This window comes from Promicromonospora sp. AC04 (genome assembly GCF_003058225.1).
GTDB lineage: Bacteria > Actinomycetota > Actinomycetes > Actinomycetales > Cellulomonadaceae > Promicromonospora.
In genome coordinates, this window is sequence record NZ_QBUG01000001.1 from 1144630 (window position 1) to 1159351 (window position 14722).

The window sequence follows — 14722 nt, forward strand, 5'->3', positions numbered from 1 at the left end:
TGGGTGCAGGAGGCATCACCCCGATCTCGGCCGCCCTCATCCCGGCTCGGAGGCATCGCCCGAGCACGAACGAGCGCACGAGCGGCAGGTGGGGACATGAGCATCCAGGACAAGGCGCTGGCCCTGAGCAGGAAGTTCAAGCTCGACGCGCATCACGCGATCGAACGTTTCGGAGTGTTCGTCGGCATCTTCGCGGTCACCGGCGCGGCCGTGCTCGCAGGGTCGGGGGTCGCGTCCTTCACCACGGGACGCGATGCGTTGTCGCAGACGGCCCTGTACACCCAGGGCTTCGTCACCTCGAAGACAGATCTCGGCGGTGACGTCGACGGGGTCTACACCAACACGAACCGTGACAAGGCCTTGGTGATGATGCATTTCGACAAGCGTGCGCAGATCTCGTACAACGCGGCCGACTACCAGGCGTTCCTGCTCGGTTCGGACACCTCGCTCAACAGCGAGGCCGTGAGCACCGAAGGGATCCAGGGCTCCTTCCACGTCTTCGGCTCGACGGGATACGTCGGTGTCCTGCTCGATGCCACACAGCCGTTCGACCGCCAGGTCCTGAATCTGACGGTCCGGGCGAACGCGGAGCTGTCCGTCGCCCAGCAGGACGAGACGGCGAACCCTGATGAGCTGGGCGGTGACCAGACCTTCGCCAGGCACGACCAATGGCGCGTCTTCGTCAATCCCGGAGCATCGGGCGCTGAGGAGATTCCCGCGCTGGACTCGCTGGTCTTCGACCCCGCCCGGGCCTACTACGACGTCGTGCTCAAGGCACAGGAGACCGTTGCCCGCGGCCCGCTGGACCAGAAGCTCGTCGAGATGCGCACGAGCCTGGCCCAGATCGAGGCCTACACGACCGATCTGAGCATGACGAAAGTCGACGGCCTGTTCCTCCGCCCACCACCAGCGCCCGCGTCGCTGGCCGGCGACGAGGTCACGGGGGTGTCGTCCGCCGAGGCCAAGGACGGCGTCTCCACACTGACGTTGGAGACGGACCACGTCGTCCCGGGCGGCTTCGACCTCGACTGGCGCTCGGGCAACGTCTACGACGGATATCTCGATGCCCTGGTGCCCTCCGGACAGAGCTATGCCGAGCTCCTCGCGGCGAAGCTCGAGGAAGGCCGAGATATTGCGAACGACCAGGTCGGGGACATGCAGTGGACCCTCTCGGACGGCTCCAGCCTCACCGAGGACTACCAGCCCTCGGACCTGACGATGCGGCCGCTGACGAACGTGATGAACAACTTGTCCCGCGCGTACCAGGACTACGCCACGGGCAAGGCGGAGTACCAGTCCGAGCTCCTGCTCGAGCTCCTGCGGCTGGAGGTCGAGCTGCGCGATGTGCGGTCCAACAGCACCGTCCGCGACGACCCGGCCTTCCTGACGACGCTCTACTGAGCGCACGCGGGGCGATGAACACGGCGTCCAGGCCTCGAGCCGGGAAGGAAGACCTCATGGCCACCAACAAGCCGAGCAAGCTGGACGGCACGGCCCGCTCCAGCACGCCGGACCCCGCCCAGGGCAACTCGTCGACGGCCAGCGCACCAGGCGATGAGGCAAATTACCTGAACACCGCGGCCCCAGAAACGGACGACCCTGGACGCGCCGATACCGGTACAGACGGATCGGGTGTGAGCCAGCGACGCCCGTTGGGCGCCAGCGACGGGCGCGGCGTGCGCAAGCACCTGCCGGTCCCGGCGCCCGCGGAGAGGGGGCGCGGACCCGGCCGGTCACCGGACGACGCTCAAGGCCGGACGGATGGCGCCGGCAGGGTGGGCAGCCTGACGGCCCCGGACACAAGAGATGGCTCCGTGCGCCGCGATGCGGGCAAGGCTCTCGCCAGCGGCCTCGACAGTGACCTACGGGGTGGCCAACACGGCCTACCCGCCGCAGCGGTGCAAGGCGTCGGCATCGACGCCGCCAAGAACCGTGCCAGTGAATTTGCCACGGTCACCGACGCCGGCCGAGATGCCGGGCCGGCGGGCGGGCGCCACCTGGGCGCCGGCGGCACCGGCTATCGAACCGGTCCTCGCAACGGGCAGGACGGCGCAGGTGGCAAAGTGATCAAGGCAGCCGCTGTCGGCGGCGGGGCCATGGCCGCGCCTCCGGCCATGGGCGTACTCATGACGATGGCGCTGCTCAAGTGGCTGAAGTCGATGTTCTTCGCGTCCGTTGCGCTGGCGGCCAATGCCGCGAACGCGATGTGGATGTTCGTCGTCAACCTCGCCAAGACGGTCGGTCACGCACTCGCCGCACCCTTCATGGCCATCGGTGGATTCGTCGCCAACACGGTCGGTGCGGTCCTGGGTGTGACCGCCGGTGCCACGGTCGCACCGGTGGCGGCTGTGGCATCGGGCGTAGCCACCTCGTTGGCCGCGATCGCGCTCGTGGGCACGGTCGTCTCCGGTGTCATCGACCAGCGAGCTCTCACCGACGGTCACGCGGCCTCTGGCCTATCAGGTTGCGTGATCGACACCGGTCACGGTGCCGGGTCCGGTGCTGCAGTCTCGGCGACCACAGAGGCCAATGCGAAGGCCGTCTACTCCGTACTGAGCAGCTGGGGGATGCCAGAGGAGAACATCGCGGGCGTCCTGGGCAACTGGTCACAGGAGTCGGGCATCGACCCGACCTCCGTCGAGGCCGTCTTCGACGAGCCCTACCGGATCGGCCCGCGCAAGCAAGCAGCATGGGACACGGACTTCACTCACATCGCCGGCCAGGCCCACGGTGGTATCGGGCTGGGCCAGTGGTCGAACGGGCGCACGTTGATGCTGCTCGACTACGCCCAGAGCAAGGGGCTGGACTGGTACACGGTCCAAGCGCAGCTGGCGTTCATGGTCGAGGGCGACAATCCGGGCGACGTCGCGGTCTTCAGGGACATGATCACCACCTCACAGGGCTCGCCGAGCGCGGCAGCGGTCCACTTCCACGATCGGTGGGAGCGTTCCGCCGACAACGCCGCGATGGTGGCTGAGCGTTCCGCCGACGCCGAGATGTGGTTCGGCAAGATGAGTGGCTGGGCGGCCGACGACTCCGTCGTCGGGGACGTCGAGGAGATCGTCGGCAGCATCCTCGACAGGGTCAGCAACGAGATCAGCACGGTCCTGGGCCGATGCACCGCCGTCGGCGAGAACGCCGGCCTCACCGCCGGGGGGATGTCCGAAGATCACGCCCAGGCGCTCGTCGACCTCTACAACGCAGAGGGTGACCAGGTGCTGCGGGACGCCTTCCGGGGCGGCGGTCCCGGGCAGTGCAACGGCAGCTACATCGAGAACTGCGTGAGCTTTTCCTGGTACTTCGTCGTGAAGTACACCTCCTACCAGGGCGGCTACACGCCGGGCAACGGCGTCGACGTAGCCGGGGCCATGGCGGGCGTGATGGGCAAGCAGACCACGAACACTCCGGCGCCGTATTCGGTCTTCTCGCACGGCAACACGTCCGTGGCCGGGCACACGGGCGTCGTCCTGGCCGTCGCGGGCGACCGGATCCTCATCGGTGAGGCCGCGTACTGCCAGTTTCCCGGCCGGGTGCGCTGGGTCGAGGTCTCCGAGTGGAAGGACGGCGGGTGGGAGTTCGTCGACGTCTCGGACATGGTCGAGAACGACCAGATCGCGGCCCAGGTCAGGACCTGAGTGCCGACGAAGCAAGTACATCAAGGAGGGAGCTTGTACCGTGACGACACCCCAGGACCAGAACGAGGCGAGCCCGGAGCAGGGCCGTACTGGCTCGGCGCCCCGAGACGAGGCCGCCGCTGCGGTGCCGTGTCGCCACCGCACCGCAGCTGAGCTCGAAGCACGCTTCGACGACTGGGTGATGCGCCAGCGGCGGGGGGCTACGGCACGCACCTCGCAGGATCGGAGCGGGTCGCTGCGGCGTGTCTTCGCCGCGACCATGGGTGTGGGAATGGTTGCCCTCGCCGTCGCGATGGGCGTGACAGGCGAGAGCTACGACGCGAGCCGCGCACGCAACGAGGCCCGGCTCGTCGAGCTCGGAAGGCAGGCGGCCGCGGCCGAGACGATCGCCCAGGACAGGGACCACGCGGGACAGGTGCCGGCTCTGAGCAAGGCGGCGGCCTCGGACGCCGAAGAAGTCGTGACGGCGCAACAGGCCTTCGCTGGGCTGTACCGCGCGGCGAGCAGACAACCGAGCCCGAACAACGGCACACCGAACCGGACCATGCGCGACCTCGCCGAGCATCGTCGAGAGCTCGCCCCGCTGTTCCGCACGTCCGCATATCTGGTCGGGGACCAGGAGGCGTACAGCTGGTCGACGGCAGCTTCGTTCGACGCAGCGTCGGAGATCGACCCCCGATACGCCTGGTACGTGCGCTACGACGGCCGGGTCCCCGCTGACCCGCGTACGTACACCTGGAGCCTGGCGACAGTGATGCCAGACCTCGAGTCGCTCTACGCCTCGGGCACGACGAACCAGGCACAAGTCGTCTGGCTCTGCCGGGACACGGTGACGGACAAGGTCCTCGCCTGGGCCAGTGCTCGCTACACGCACGACGGCACGGCAGGGGTCTTCGACAAGCTCGAGGTCACGACGACCACCACCGGCATGCAGTACCAACGCACCTCAAGCACTGCTCTGGGCGCGCCGTCGATCCCCCAGATCGAGCAGTTTGCCGGACCGGGCGAGAACGACGGCGGTAACCGATGAACGAAGGATCGACCCAGGGTAGGTCTGTCCGACGGGGCCTCTGGTTCCCGGTGGTCGCAGCGGCATTCGTGCTGCTCTCGGTCGTTGCCGGCGTGACCTGGAGCAGCCAGCGCGCGGACCTCGCCGGGCAGGAGGCCCAGGTCGAAGAGCTCGTCGGGCGACTGGCCGACCTCCGACAGCAGCATGAAGAGCGGCTCCAGGCGGACGTCCTCGCGTCTCTCGGCATCAGCCGGTCCCGGGTGGACGTCGATACCGCGGTCATCGAGTCGCTGCTCGGTGTGGCCTTCACGTGGGACTCGGGACCTGCGTACGAGACGGCCCGGGACCGCCTCAAGGACCGCTACGGCCTCAGCGAGGACGACGAGTTCCTGCAGGAGTTCATGTCGCCGCCCCGGTTCAACGAGGACGTCGACGGCCAGAGGTACTACTACGTCGACGCAGCCGGGCTGAACTCGGCGCTCGGGGAGGATCCCGACATCGAGGTCGCCCAGGTGCGGGCGAGCGACTACAGCTACGTCGTCCTGGTGGACGTCGAGATCACCTCCGACGTCGTGACCCAGAACGACTCCAGCAGCGAGAGCGTCACGGCGCACCGACCGGTGCTGCTCTTCGTCACCGTCGACGCCACCCAGACAGTCTCGGACCTCCGCGGCGTCCCCGCAGGCGCAGCGACCCTGCGCTCCCACTGACCACCGGTTCCTTTCACAACCCTCTGTAAGACCTCAACGAAGGGCGAGACGATGGGCAACAACTCGACACTGAACGCGACCAGTCCGCCGCGCGCGCCCGCGGCGAAGCCGGCGGCTCGGAAACGGGGCCAGGCGCTGCCAGCGTTGCTGCGGCGGCTGGCCGCGAAGAGGCACCACCGCGGCACGCTCCCGCTCGCCGTGTGGGCCGGGCTCTTGCGCGCAGTCGCGCTTGCCGCGGACTACCTGATCGCGTTCATCACGGCTGTCGTCGTCGTCCCCACGCTGGGCGCCTGGCTGCACGCGCAGTCCGGCGCCTCGCAGGGCACCTTGACAGGTGCCGGGACGCTCGCGATGTGGCTGGTCCCGTTCCTCTTCCTGGTCGCGCTGCTCGCCGCCGGCGAGATCGCCCTCATGCGCGAGATCTGGCGCTGGTCGACGCGGACGATCGGTCGCGTGCGGAGCGCCCGTGCCGAGGGCAACCCGGCCGCCTCGAAGCCCACCGGTACCCCCGACCGCAGGAGCAACAAGATCCCCACGAGGAGCACGTGATGCGAACCGCAGGCCTGACGATGAACGACGTGTGGGCGCACCGCGTCCTTCGCGAACGAGGAGTCGAGACGTACCGGATCGAGGGCGTGGCCGCCGAGATCGGCGTTCTGGTCGAGTCTCTCGACCTCGAACACCGCAGCAAGGAGGAGAACTACCGCCCGTACCTGCACCTGACCGGCGAGCTGCGCTCGATCACCCCCGACCGTGCGCTGCCGTATGAGGTAACGCAGGTGACCTACTCCCCCGGCCACGGCGAGAGAGTTGACGCGTTCTACGAGTTCAGCGACACGCAACTGGTCGCGCTCGCCACCAAGGGCTACTTCACCGCCGCATTCGCGGTGCCTGAGCAGGTCACGGGGATCGAGTGGGAGCTGCCGACCACGGTGGACGTCCTCGTGCTCGCTCCGTCCGGAGAGCCGACCGACGGCGACGCACCCGTGGTCTTCACCCGGGTGCACGACATCGCAGGTCTCGAGATCGATCGCGAGTCGTGCGGCTACGATCTCGCCGAGTACTTCGCGAACCACTTCGCGGATCGCCCCTCCCCAGCGCACGGCCTGGCTGACGAGCGAGCCCTGCTGGCACGATCCGAAGCGGTCAACTCGCTGTTCACCCAGGACGAGCTGGACACGGACGCCGAGACCGGCCCGGCCGCGTCGCCTGACGCTCACATGGACCAGGCTGCCGACGGCGTGACCTTGCAGCTGCAGCAGGTCGAGGCGGAGATCGCCGAGGAGTCCGCCCACCTGCGGGCCGAGCGCGAACGTATCGAGGGCACCTTCGAGTACCTGTATCAGGAGAGAGTGGCTCAGGTGCTGCGCGCGTCCGACGACCACACGGAGCGCACCAGGGACCCGCGGCGCGCTCAGACACAACCGCCGGCGCTCGACGAGCTCGGACGTCAGCAGGCCGACCGAGGGGCGGACCTTGAGCACGACGATGTGGGCGAGCCAAGCCTGGAGTCCTGAAGACGATCGACCGGGCGGGGCGCGCCGCCCCTGTCGCAGATCGACGCAGACCGGGGCCGCACCGACGGTCGAAGGAGTGATCCCTCATGGGCCTCAAGCAGGACATCGTCGTCGTCAACGAGTTCTCCGTGCTCCGGAGCGACGGCAGCGGATCCCGGGGCGCGACACCAGGTCGGTACGTCGAGCGGTACATGGCCCGCGAGCAGGCGACAGAGCCGCTCGCACCGATCCAGCGTCTGCGCACGGACGACTTCGTCGTGCGCTACATGGCTCGCGAGTCCGCCGTCGAGCGCGCCGGCGGCTCGCGACGCACGGTCAAGACCACGATGCGCCAGGCCCAGGGCCATGGCGGCGTGGCCTTCGGCTACGGCTCGGTCTCCCTGTCGGACGAACAGCTCACAACGGCCTCGAAGGATCTCCAGCAGCACTTCGAGAGCGGCAAGACCGTGCTCAAGTCGGTGCTGAGCTTCGACGAGGCGTTCCTGAAGAGACACGGCATCGTCGACCGAGACTTCCGCTGCACCGGTCCGGGCGCTTACCGCGGCCACATCGACCAGATGAAGCTGCGCATGGCGATCATGCACGGACTGGACCGGATGAGCTCGGGCACGAGCGGCTTCGACGACCTGCGCTACGTCGGGGTCATCCAGGTGGACACCGAGCACGTGCACTGCCACCTGGCGATGGTCGACGCTGGCCGAGGCCAGCTGACGAAGGACGGGACCCAGCGCGGCAAGCTGCTCGACCGCCACAAGTCACGCCTGCGTCGCGGCATCGACGCCTGGCTCGACCAGAAGCAGGCAGTGGCGCACTTGTCCAGCGCCGTCGGCTACGAGCGCCGCAACGTGACGACGTACATCAAGCGGTGGGCGCACGAGCAGATCCGAGCTGACTCCCTGCCTCAGTTCCTGCTGGCGTGTCTGCCGGCGGAGCGCCGTCTGTGGCGCGCCGGCAGCAAGGACCGCCGCATGCGCAAGGCGAACCAGCTCGTCGCCGAGCTGGTGGTCGAGCAGCTGGAGCGCTCCACCTCCCCCTTGCCGGAGGCGATGAACCGGATCACCGACTACGCCGACCAGCGGCGCGAGAAGGAGGGCCTGTCCACCGACCAGTGGCAGGCACTCGTCGACCACGGGCGGGCCCGCATCATCGAACGCGCGGTCAACGGCGTCTACCAGATCCTGCGGGCGCTCCCCGCTTCGGAGCTGACCGTGCGCACGCCGATGCTGCAGATCATGGGGACGGACTACGAGCAGATCGCGTTGCTCGCCGCCGACCAACAGCGCACCGGCGCCGCGGCCGGTGACGACCTCGTTTCCTTCGGCTTCCGGCTGCGCAGCTATGCCACACGCCTGCAGCACCACCGGGACAAGGCCGGCACCTATCGCAACCTCGCACACCAGTGGGAACGAGCCGAGCAGGCAGGCGTCGCCGCGGAGGACTCCCGAGCGCTCCATGCCTTCTATCGCTTCGAGGAGGACTACCACAGGCGGGTGATGGGCAAGTACCAGCACTTCCTGCCCTTCGTCACGGATACCGGGCGGTGGAACGACCGCCACCAGCAGGTCGCGGCCTACGGCCAGCGGCTGCTTTCTCTGATGGCGTTGCGCGGGGACGCGTCGTTGCAGCGGATGAAGGACCCCGACCAGGCCGAGCGTCTTGGACGCGCGATCTACGACCAGGCCGGCGCGAGATACCTCACCACGGGCGCCAGCGGCCGGGCGGTGCTCGACCAACGCATCCGGGCGATGAAGAGGTCCTATGACGAGCACCTCGACGACCTGCGCACCGACCTCGCAGCGTCCGGACTGGTCCTGCGCGCAGGCCAGATCACCGAGGACGGCCGCACGACCGCGAACCCCGGCGCCACCCGAGCGATAGGTCCGGAGCTGGAGATCGTCCAGGGCGTCGCGCACGACTTCGACGAGGTCAAGGCCTTGGACCTGCACCACATGGGCTACGACTTCGCCCACGAAATCGAGGTCGGGCCGAAGGCCGCACACAGCTTCATGGAGATGACCGCTGAGCGTCGCAGGCTGCTGCTGGCAGCGATGAGCTACCTCGATGAGTCGGACCAGGCCGAAGCGATCTCGGACCTGCCGGTGGACGACGTGGCGACGATGACGCGGGTCTCGCGCGCGCTGTCCGCGCAGCACGAGGAAGACGGAACGTACGTGCTGCGCTCACGGATCGCGGAGCTGGGTGCCGAGCACGATCGAGACCGGCCCGTGCGGCGGTCGAACGCTTCTTCGCTGGACGCCGGCCTGGTCGTGCGCATCCAGGCCGAGGTCGACAAGGCCACCACCAGCATTGACGCCGCCACCGCGCTGGGGCCAGGGCGCGACGAGCGGCCGACCGAGTCTGAGCACGAACGTCAATGATCATTCACATCCTTGTGGAATGACCAACCGCGCCTTATTGTCAATGGTGTTCGGTGCGTATCCAATGATCTATGTCAATGGTTCGCCCGGTCATGGCCGACCTGTCGGAAGGGCAGGCGGATCGACGAAAGGACGAGAGACGATGGCACTCCTCAAGGGCAAGGGCGCGATGACCGGGGTCAACCTCATCGCGAAGGTCTACAAGAACGGGCGGACCAAGGACGGCAAGACGCAGTACGCGGACGTTCAGGTCGACTCCCGCGACAACCGCGGCCCGGAGCAGACGAACCTCCACCTGCGTTCCGAGCGCTACACGGACGGAGAGGGCAAGACCCGCTACCAGAACGGCGCCCCGTACTCGGTCAGCCAGGTGGATGAGATCGCCCGGGCCGCAGGTCCGAACACCGAGCCGATCGTCGACAAGGACGGCAACGAGGTCGGCACCCTCTACGGCTTCAAGGGCAACGTGATGCCGGCCTCGCGGGGCACGGGGCTGGTAGTCAACACCAAGTCGGTCCAGGCCAGCGAGTTCAAGGTCGATGCCACGACCCTGGACAACCAGTTCGTGTCGATGCGCGAGGCACGGACCACGCAGGCGGCGGCCCGGGAGAACCAGGCTGCCGCGGTGCAGGAAGCCGAGCAGGTGGCCCAGGTCGACGAGCCTGCAGTCGGCTGAACTGGCTCCCCCGCCGAGAGGCCCCTGGAGAGCATCCAGGGGCCTCTGCGCTCAGAACGGACAGTGGACATGGCAGATCTCAGCAGGAGCCCTAGCCGGTCGAACGGACAGGTGAGGCTGAAGGCGCCCACCGCACGACGCACCGCCGAGCCGAGCCGCTCCCAGACGCCCGAGGCGTCCCACCGGCAGTACGCCCACGGCCAGCCAGCCGCTGCGGACGAGGGTGCGGCACGAGCGATCGAGCCTAGTTCACCTGGCGGGGGCAGCTCCCAGGCGGGCCTGGCCGCGGCTCGCCGCCTGGTGCGGTGGGTCCCCTCGTCCCCTCCTCCGGGTGAGAAGGGTTCACCGTTCAACCCTGAAGTGCCCGACAGCGGCGGGCCTGTCCCTGAGCGGCTGGATCCGTCGATGATCACCTCGCGGGACGTGCCGAAGAACCGTCGCGCGCACCGGGGAGCCGCAACGTCGTCTCGGCCGCGAGCCGTCCCCGGGCAGCACCCAGCACAGGACCAGGCGGTAGGGGAAAGCCCGCGCGGCCGGTCCGGAGACACCACGCCGGACGACGACGAGCGCCTGTCGCGCCACGCGTACGGTGCGACGCTTCTCGCACAGGTCGGTGCGGTCGTCCACCCGCCGGGCTCCCGGACCACGACAGGTGCCGCACGGCCGTCCGGCACTGCCCTGGACCGACCGGAGTTCGAGCAACCGGAGACGTCGTCGGCAGCTGAGCGCGGGTATGACGGATGACGTCATCCCGCATCGGCCAACGAGACGGCCACGATCCGCAGCCACGGCAGCTACACGGCGGGGCGCTGGTGGCTCCGACCGAAAGTCGGCCCGTCGAACCGGGTCCCCACCGGGCCAGCCGTCACTGCGCGCCCCGCGACGCGCACCTGTGTGAGAAGTATGAGCTCCTGTCGAGCTTGTCGGCTCCGCTGCGGCAGGCCGAGCGTGCCATCGTCGGACGCGAGCAGGAGATGCAGCAGCTGCTGGCCGCGTTGAGCCGACCTGAGCTGTGCAACGCCCTCCTGTTGGCGGAAGCAGGGACCGGAAAGACAGCTCTCGTCCAGGCGACGATGCTCGCGGACCCGCGGCGGCTCTACCTCGAGCTGGACCCTGCCCGGATGATCTCACAGGCGGGCGACGCGGCGAACATGGCTTCGATGCTCAAGGCCCTCTTCGACGAGGCCGAGCGTTTCGTCCTGGACGAGGGGCGCGAGCTGGTGCTGTTCATCGACGAGTTCCACCAGATCGTCCAGCTCTCCGACGCGGCGGTCGAAGCGATCAAGCCCGTCCTGGCCTCATCGGGCGCGCGTGGCATCAGGATCATCGGGGCTACGACCTACGACGAGTTCCACCAGCACATCTCGCGCAACCAGGCCCTGGTCGAGCGCCTGCAGCGCATCAACGTCAGCCCTCCGGACCAGGACACGACGGTGCGGATCCTGGCTGGGATGGCCCAGCGGTACGGCGTGGCCGACCAGTTTCGCGACGACCACATCTTCCGGCAGATCTACGACTACACCCAGCGGTACATGCCGGCCAGCGCCCAGCCACGCAAGGCGATCCTCGTGCTCGACAGCATGGTCGGCTGGCACCGGTACACGAAACGGCCGCTGGATCGCGCCCTGCTCGCGGACGTGCTCCACGAGTCCCTCGGCGTCAACGTCGCGTTCCAGGTCGACGGCGCGAACATCAAACAACAGCTGGACGCACGGGTCCTCAGCCAGGACCTCGCGACGGGCGCCGTGGCCCGGCGCCTGCAACTGTCCGTGGCAAACCTCAACGACAAGACACGGCCCGAGGCAAGTTTTCTGTTCACCGGGTCGACGGGGGTCGGCAAGACCGAGCTGACCAAGCAGCTCGCCCGACTGCTATTCGGTGACGACCAGCGCCACCTGATCCGCTTCGACATGACGGAGTACGCCGAGGACTCGTCGTTCACGAGCTTCCGATCAGAGCTCACCAAGCGCGTGTGGGACGTCTCGCACGCCGTGCTGCTCTTCGACGAGATCGAGAAGGCCTCGCCGATGGTCACACGGGTGCTGCTGCAGGTGCTCGACGACGGGAGGCTGTCCGACGACAACAACCGGAAGGTGAGCTTCCTCAACACCTACATCGTGCTCACCACGAACGCGGGCTCCGAGATCTACCGGACGATCGCGCAGTACGCCGCGGACGACACCGGCTCAGGCAGACAGCTGCTGGAGTACGAGAAGCTCATCCGGCGGTCGATCTCCTCGACCACCGGTGACAACAGGTTCCCCCCGGAACTGCTCGGCCGTTTCGACGTGATCGTGCCCTTCCAGCCTCTGTCCCGGCAGACACAGACCACGATCGTTCGCAACAAGCTGCGCCAGCTGGTCCAGGAAGTCTTCGTCAAGCACAACGTGCGCGTCGAGATCGACGAGCGGGTCCTGCGCTATCTCACCGAGGACAAGGGCGACACCGACTCCGATGCAGGCGGCGCCCGCGCAGCCGTGGCGAGACTGACCAACGAGGTCACCACAGCGGTAGCGACGTTCATCAACGAGCACCGCGCGCAGCGGCAGATCCGTGTCGACGTCGCCGGTGAGCTGGTCAGCGACGACAAGACCCTCCTGAGGCCGGCCGCCCGCATCGTGGTCAGCGCGATGCGATGAGACGGATGGAACGTGACTCACTACCGAAAGGACTGGCACTCATGGGCATTCTGGGAACCAGAACGGGCCGGCGGGTGGAGCGCCGCAAGAAGCACGACGAGCTCCTGTCCTCCGTGGTGCGGGAGACGCCCGTCCCCGCGGCCGTCGAGCTGCTGCGCTCGAACTCGCGGTTCGTCTTCCCCAGCGGCACGGCATGGGTCATCCTCGTGCTCACCGCCGACGCGATCGGAGGCCTGAGCCGGCGGCACGGCCGAGACGAGGCGAAGGGCTCGATCATCGAGCTCATCGGATCCGACCAGATCCACACCGTGGCGACCGCTGAGATGCTCCAGGAGCAGGTCTTCGGCATCATCCCCACCGACGAGACACTCGCACGGATGGACGAGTACTCGTTGCTGACCGGTGCCGAGTACGCCTGGGCCGTCGTCTGGCAGAAGAACAGCGGCGAGCTGCTGGTCGACCTGGTCAACCCGGCAACCTTCGCCCAGGCCCGCGCGGTCGCCGGCGGCACCAGCAACCTCCAGGACGCCGTCGGCAGGCAAGCCTGGGCCGAGCACAGCGGCCTGGTCGACCCGGACGACGACGATCAGGGCAATGATCCCGCCGACGCGAGCACGGCGGGCGCGGACGCAGAGGGCTTACGGGAGAAAGGCGTCGACGAGGACGAGATCTTCGACCCGCTCCCCGGGCAGGCAGCGGCCGAGGCCGACGAGCCGGTCTTCAGCGACACGCCCGATGAGGACGAGGCCGCCGGCACACCGGTGTTCGACGATGACACCGGCGCCCAGGCCCCTGTCGACGATCTGGGCGGCGCCCAGGTCGACGCTGGCACAGTTCTCCACGAGGCCGACCACGACGACGGCTACCTGAGCGACGACGTCGCGGGCCCCGAAGACGTCGTGTCGTTGGCCGACCAGGACCAGGTGCGCGAGGTGATCGCCCGCCGGTTCCTGACCGAGGACCTCGACCTCACGATCCGGCTCGACGAGTTCGACGCGACCTTCGCCATCGGCGCGCCCGTCGTACAGATCGCCTTGCCCGACGGTGCCACCGAGTGGCTCGGTGACCAGCTCGCCCAGCTCGGCCGGCAGGCGAACGCGGACCTGACTCGCCTGCGTTTCGCACACGAGGACGAGCTACGTGCGCTGTACGTCAACCTCATGTCGACACATGCTGAACAGGTCATCCGGGAGGTCGCCACCGACCGCGAAGGCGCCCGGTACACGCTCCTGAACGAGGCGGCGGAGGCCGAGCACCAGGAACGGCTCGCCGAGAAGGACCACCGGATCCGCGCTCGCAGGACGGAGATCCTCGAGGACTACGAGGAGCAGGCAGCCAAGCACGCACGGCAGGCGGCGATGCAGGCCGAGATCCACTACAAGGAGCGCAACCGCCCGAAGATGGAGCGGGCGCAGGCTGACGCGGTCGCCGAGATCGAACGGGGCCTGGAGGACGACCGCTCACGCGACCAGCAGGAGATCCTACGGATCCGTCGCCAGCATGCGGCGTTGAAATTGCAGACCGGGCAGACACGGATCTTTGAGGTGCTGCAAGAACACCAGTCTCGGTACCTCGCCGAGGAGGAGGCATGCCTGACCCGGTGGAAGGTCGAGATCCAACACGTCGTCGACGACTACCGCAAGGCCGACATCGCTCAGGCCGAGACCCTGGCCGAGCACCACCGCATCACGGACGAGATCGGTGAGCTGCGTCAACAGCAGGAGAGCCTCCTGCAGTCGATGCGTACCGAGCACGCCGGCCGGATCCAGCGCATGGAGGACGAGCTCGAGCGAGACCGGAACGACACCGTCGCACGGATGACGGCCCGTGACGAGGAGTGGCAGCACAGCCTCAACCTCGAACGGGAGAAGACCAGGTCCCAGACGGCACGGGTCGCAGACCTGCTGCGGCAGGTGGAGACCACCGAGGATGCGGTCGGCCGGCGTTACGAGGCACGCGTCACCGAGCTGACGGCCGACAAGGAGTCCTACGCCAACGCCATGGCTCGGACCGCTGAGATCCACGGCCGCTCGGGCAAGGCCTACGCGGTCCTTGCCGTCGCGATCTCGCTGCTGACGAGCATCGCGGGGTTCATCGTCGGCACCCAGGTGTAGAGGCACGCCTCACAGCATCCACGAGCCGGGCACGCGGCAGGCCC

Annotated in this window: 10 protein-coding genes; all 10 read left to right on the plus strand. The window is 68.1% G+C overall.

Going from position 1 to position 14722, the window contains the following annotated elements; translation table 11 throughout:
* The first annotated feature begins 96 nt into the window (after window positions 1-96).
* The 10 genes from C8K30_RS04940 (at window position 97) to C8K30_RS04985 (ending at window position 14678) form a co-directional block, all read left to right on the plus strand.
* Window positions 97-1401, plus strand: a complete 1305-nt coding sequence (locus tag C8K30_RS04940; RefSeq protein WP_108491701.1) for a hypothetical protein — start codon at window positions 97-99, stop codon at window positions 1399-1401.
* A gap of 56 nt (window positions 1402-1457) precedes the next feature.
* Window positions 1458-3635: a phage tail tip lysozyme gene (locus C8K30_RS04945; protein WP_146197338.1), complete on the plus strand. Its 2178-nt coding sequence runs from the start codon at window positions 1458-1460 to the stop codon at window positions 3633-3635.
* 40 nt (window positions 3636-3675) lie between these two features.
* On the plus strand, window positions 3676-4665 hold the full coding sequence (locus C8K30_RS04950; RefSeq protein WP_108491703.1) for a hypothetical protein: 990 nt from the start codon (window positions 3676-3678) through the stop codon (window positions 4663-4665).
* Window positions 4666-4715: 50 nt separating this feature from the next.
* Entirely contained in the window at window positions 4716-5354 is a 639-nt protein-coding gene (locus C8K30_RS04955; protein ID WP_108491704.1) for a hypothetical protein, read from the plus strand.
* Window positions 5355-5405: 51 nt separating this feature from the next.
* On the plus strand, window positions 5406-5903 hold the full coding sequence (locus C8K30_RS04960) for a hypothetical protein (RefSeq protein ID WP_108491705.1): 498 nt from the start codon (window positions 5406-5408) through the stop codon (window positions 5901-5903).
* Complete coding sequence (locus C8K30_RS04965) at window positions 5903-6871, plus strand: hypothetical protein (RefSeq protein ID WP_108491706.1); 969 nt, start codon at window positions 5903-5905, stop codon at window positions 6869-6871. Before C8K30_RS04960 ends, C8K30_RS04965 begins: the two co-directional genes overlap by 1 nt.
* A gap of 86 nt (window positions 6872-6957) precedes the next feature.
* Window positions 6958-9249: a relaxase MobL gene (mobL, locus tag C8K30_RS04970; RefSeq protein WP_158280936.1), complete on the plus strand. Its 2292-nt coding sequence runs from the start codon at window positions 6958-6960 to the stop codon at window positions 9247-9249.
* A 142-nt stretch (window positions 9250-9391) separates the two neighbouring features.
* Entirely contained in the window at window positions 9392-9925 is a 534-nt protein-coding gene (locus tag C8K30_RS04975) for a hypothetical protein (RefSeq protein WP_108491707.1), read from the plus strand.
* Between the two features lie 920 nt (window positions 9926-10845).
* Window positions 10846-12564, plus strand: coding sequence for an AAA family ATPase (locus C8K30_RS04980; protein WP_199230334.1), 1719 nt, complete (start codon window positions 10846-10848; stop codon window positions 12562-12564).
* 41 nt (window positions 12565-12605) lie between these two features.
* Entirely contained in the window at window positions 12606-14678 is a 2073-nt protein-coding gene (locus C8K30_RS04985) for a hypothetical protein (protein WP_146197339.1), read from the plus strand.
* Window positions 14679-14722: the final 44 nt, after the last annotated feature.

Bases quoted from the DNA above. Each gene is read 5' to 3' on its own strand.
- C8K30_RS04945 (WP_146197338.1), top strand. From the start codon at position 1,458: ATGGCCACCAACAAGCCGAGCAAGCTGGACGGCACGGCCCGCTCCAGC.
- C8K30_RS04975 (WP_108491707.1), top strand. From the start codon at position 9,392: ATGGCACTCCTCAAGGGCAAGGGCGCGATGACCGGGGTCAACCTCATC.
- C8K30_RS04940 (WP_108491701.1), top strand. From the start codon at position 97: ATGAGCATCCAGGACAAGGCGCTGGCCCTGAGCAGGAAGTTCAAGCTC.
- C8K30_RS04965 (WP_108491706.1), top strand. From the start codon at position 5,903: ATGCGAACCGCAGGCCTGACGATGAACGACGTGTGGGCGCACCGCGTC.
- C8K30_RS04960 (WP_108491705.1), top strand. From the start codon at position 5,406: ATGGGCAACAACTCGACACTGAACGCGACCAGTCCGCCGCGCGCGCCC.
- mobL (WP_158280936.1), top strand. From the start codon at position 6,958: ATGGGCCTCAAGCAGGACATCGTCGTCGTCAACGAGTTCTCCGTGCTC.
- C8K30_RS04985 (WP_146197339.1), top strand. From the start codon at position 12,606: ATGGGCATTCTGGGAACCAGAACGGGCCGGCGGGTGGAGCGCCGCAAG.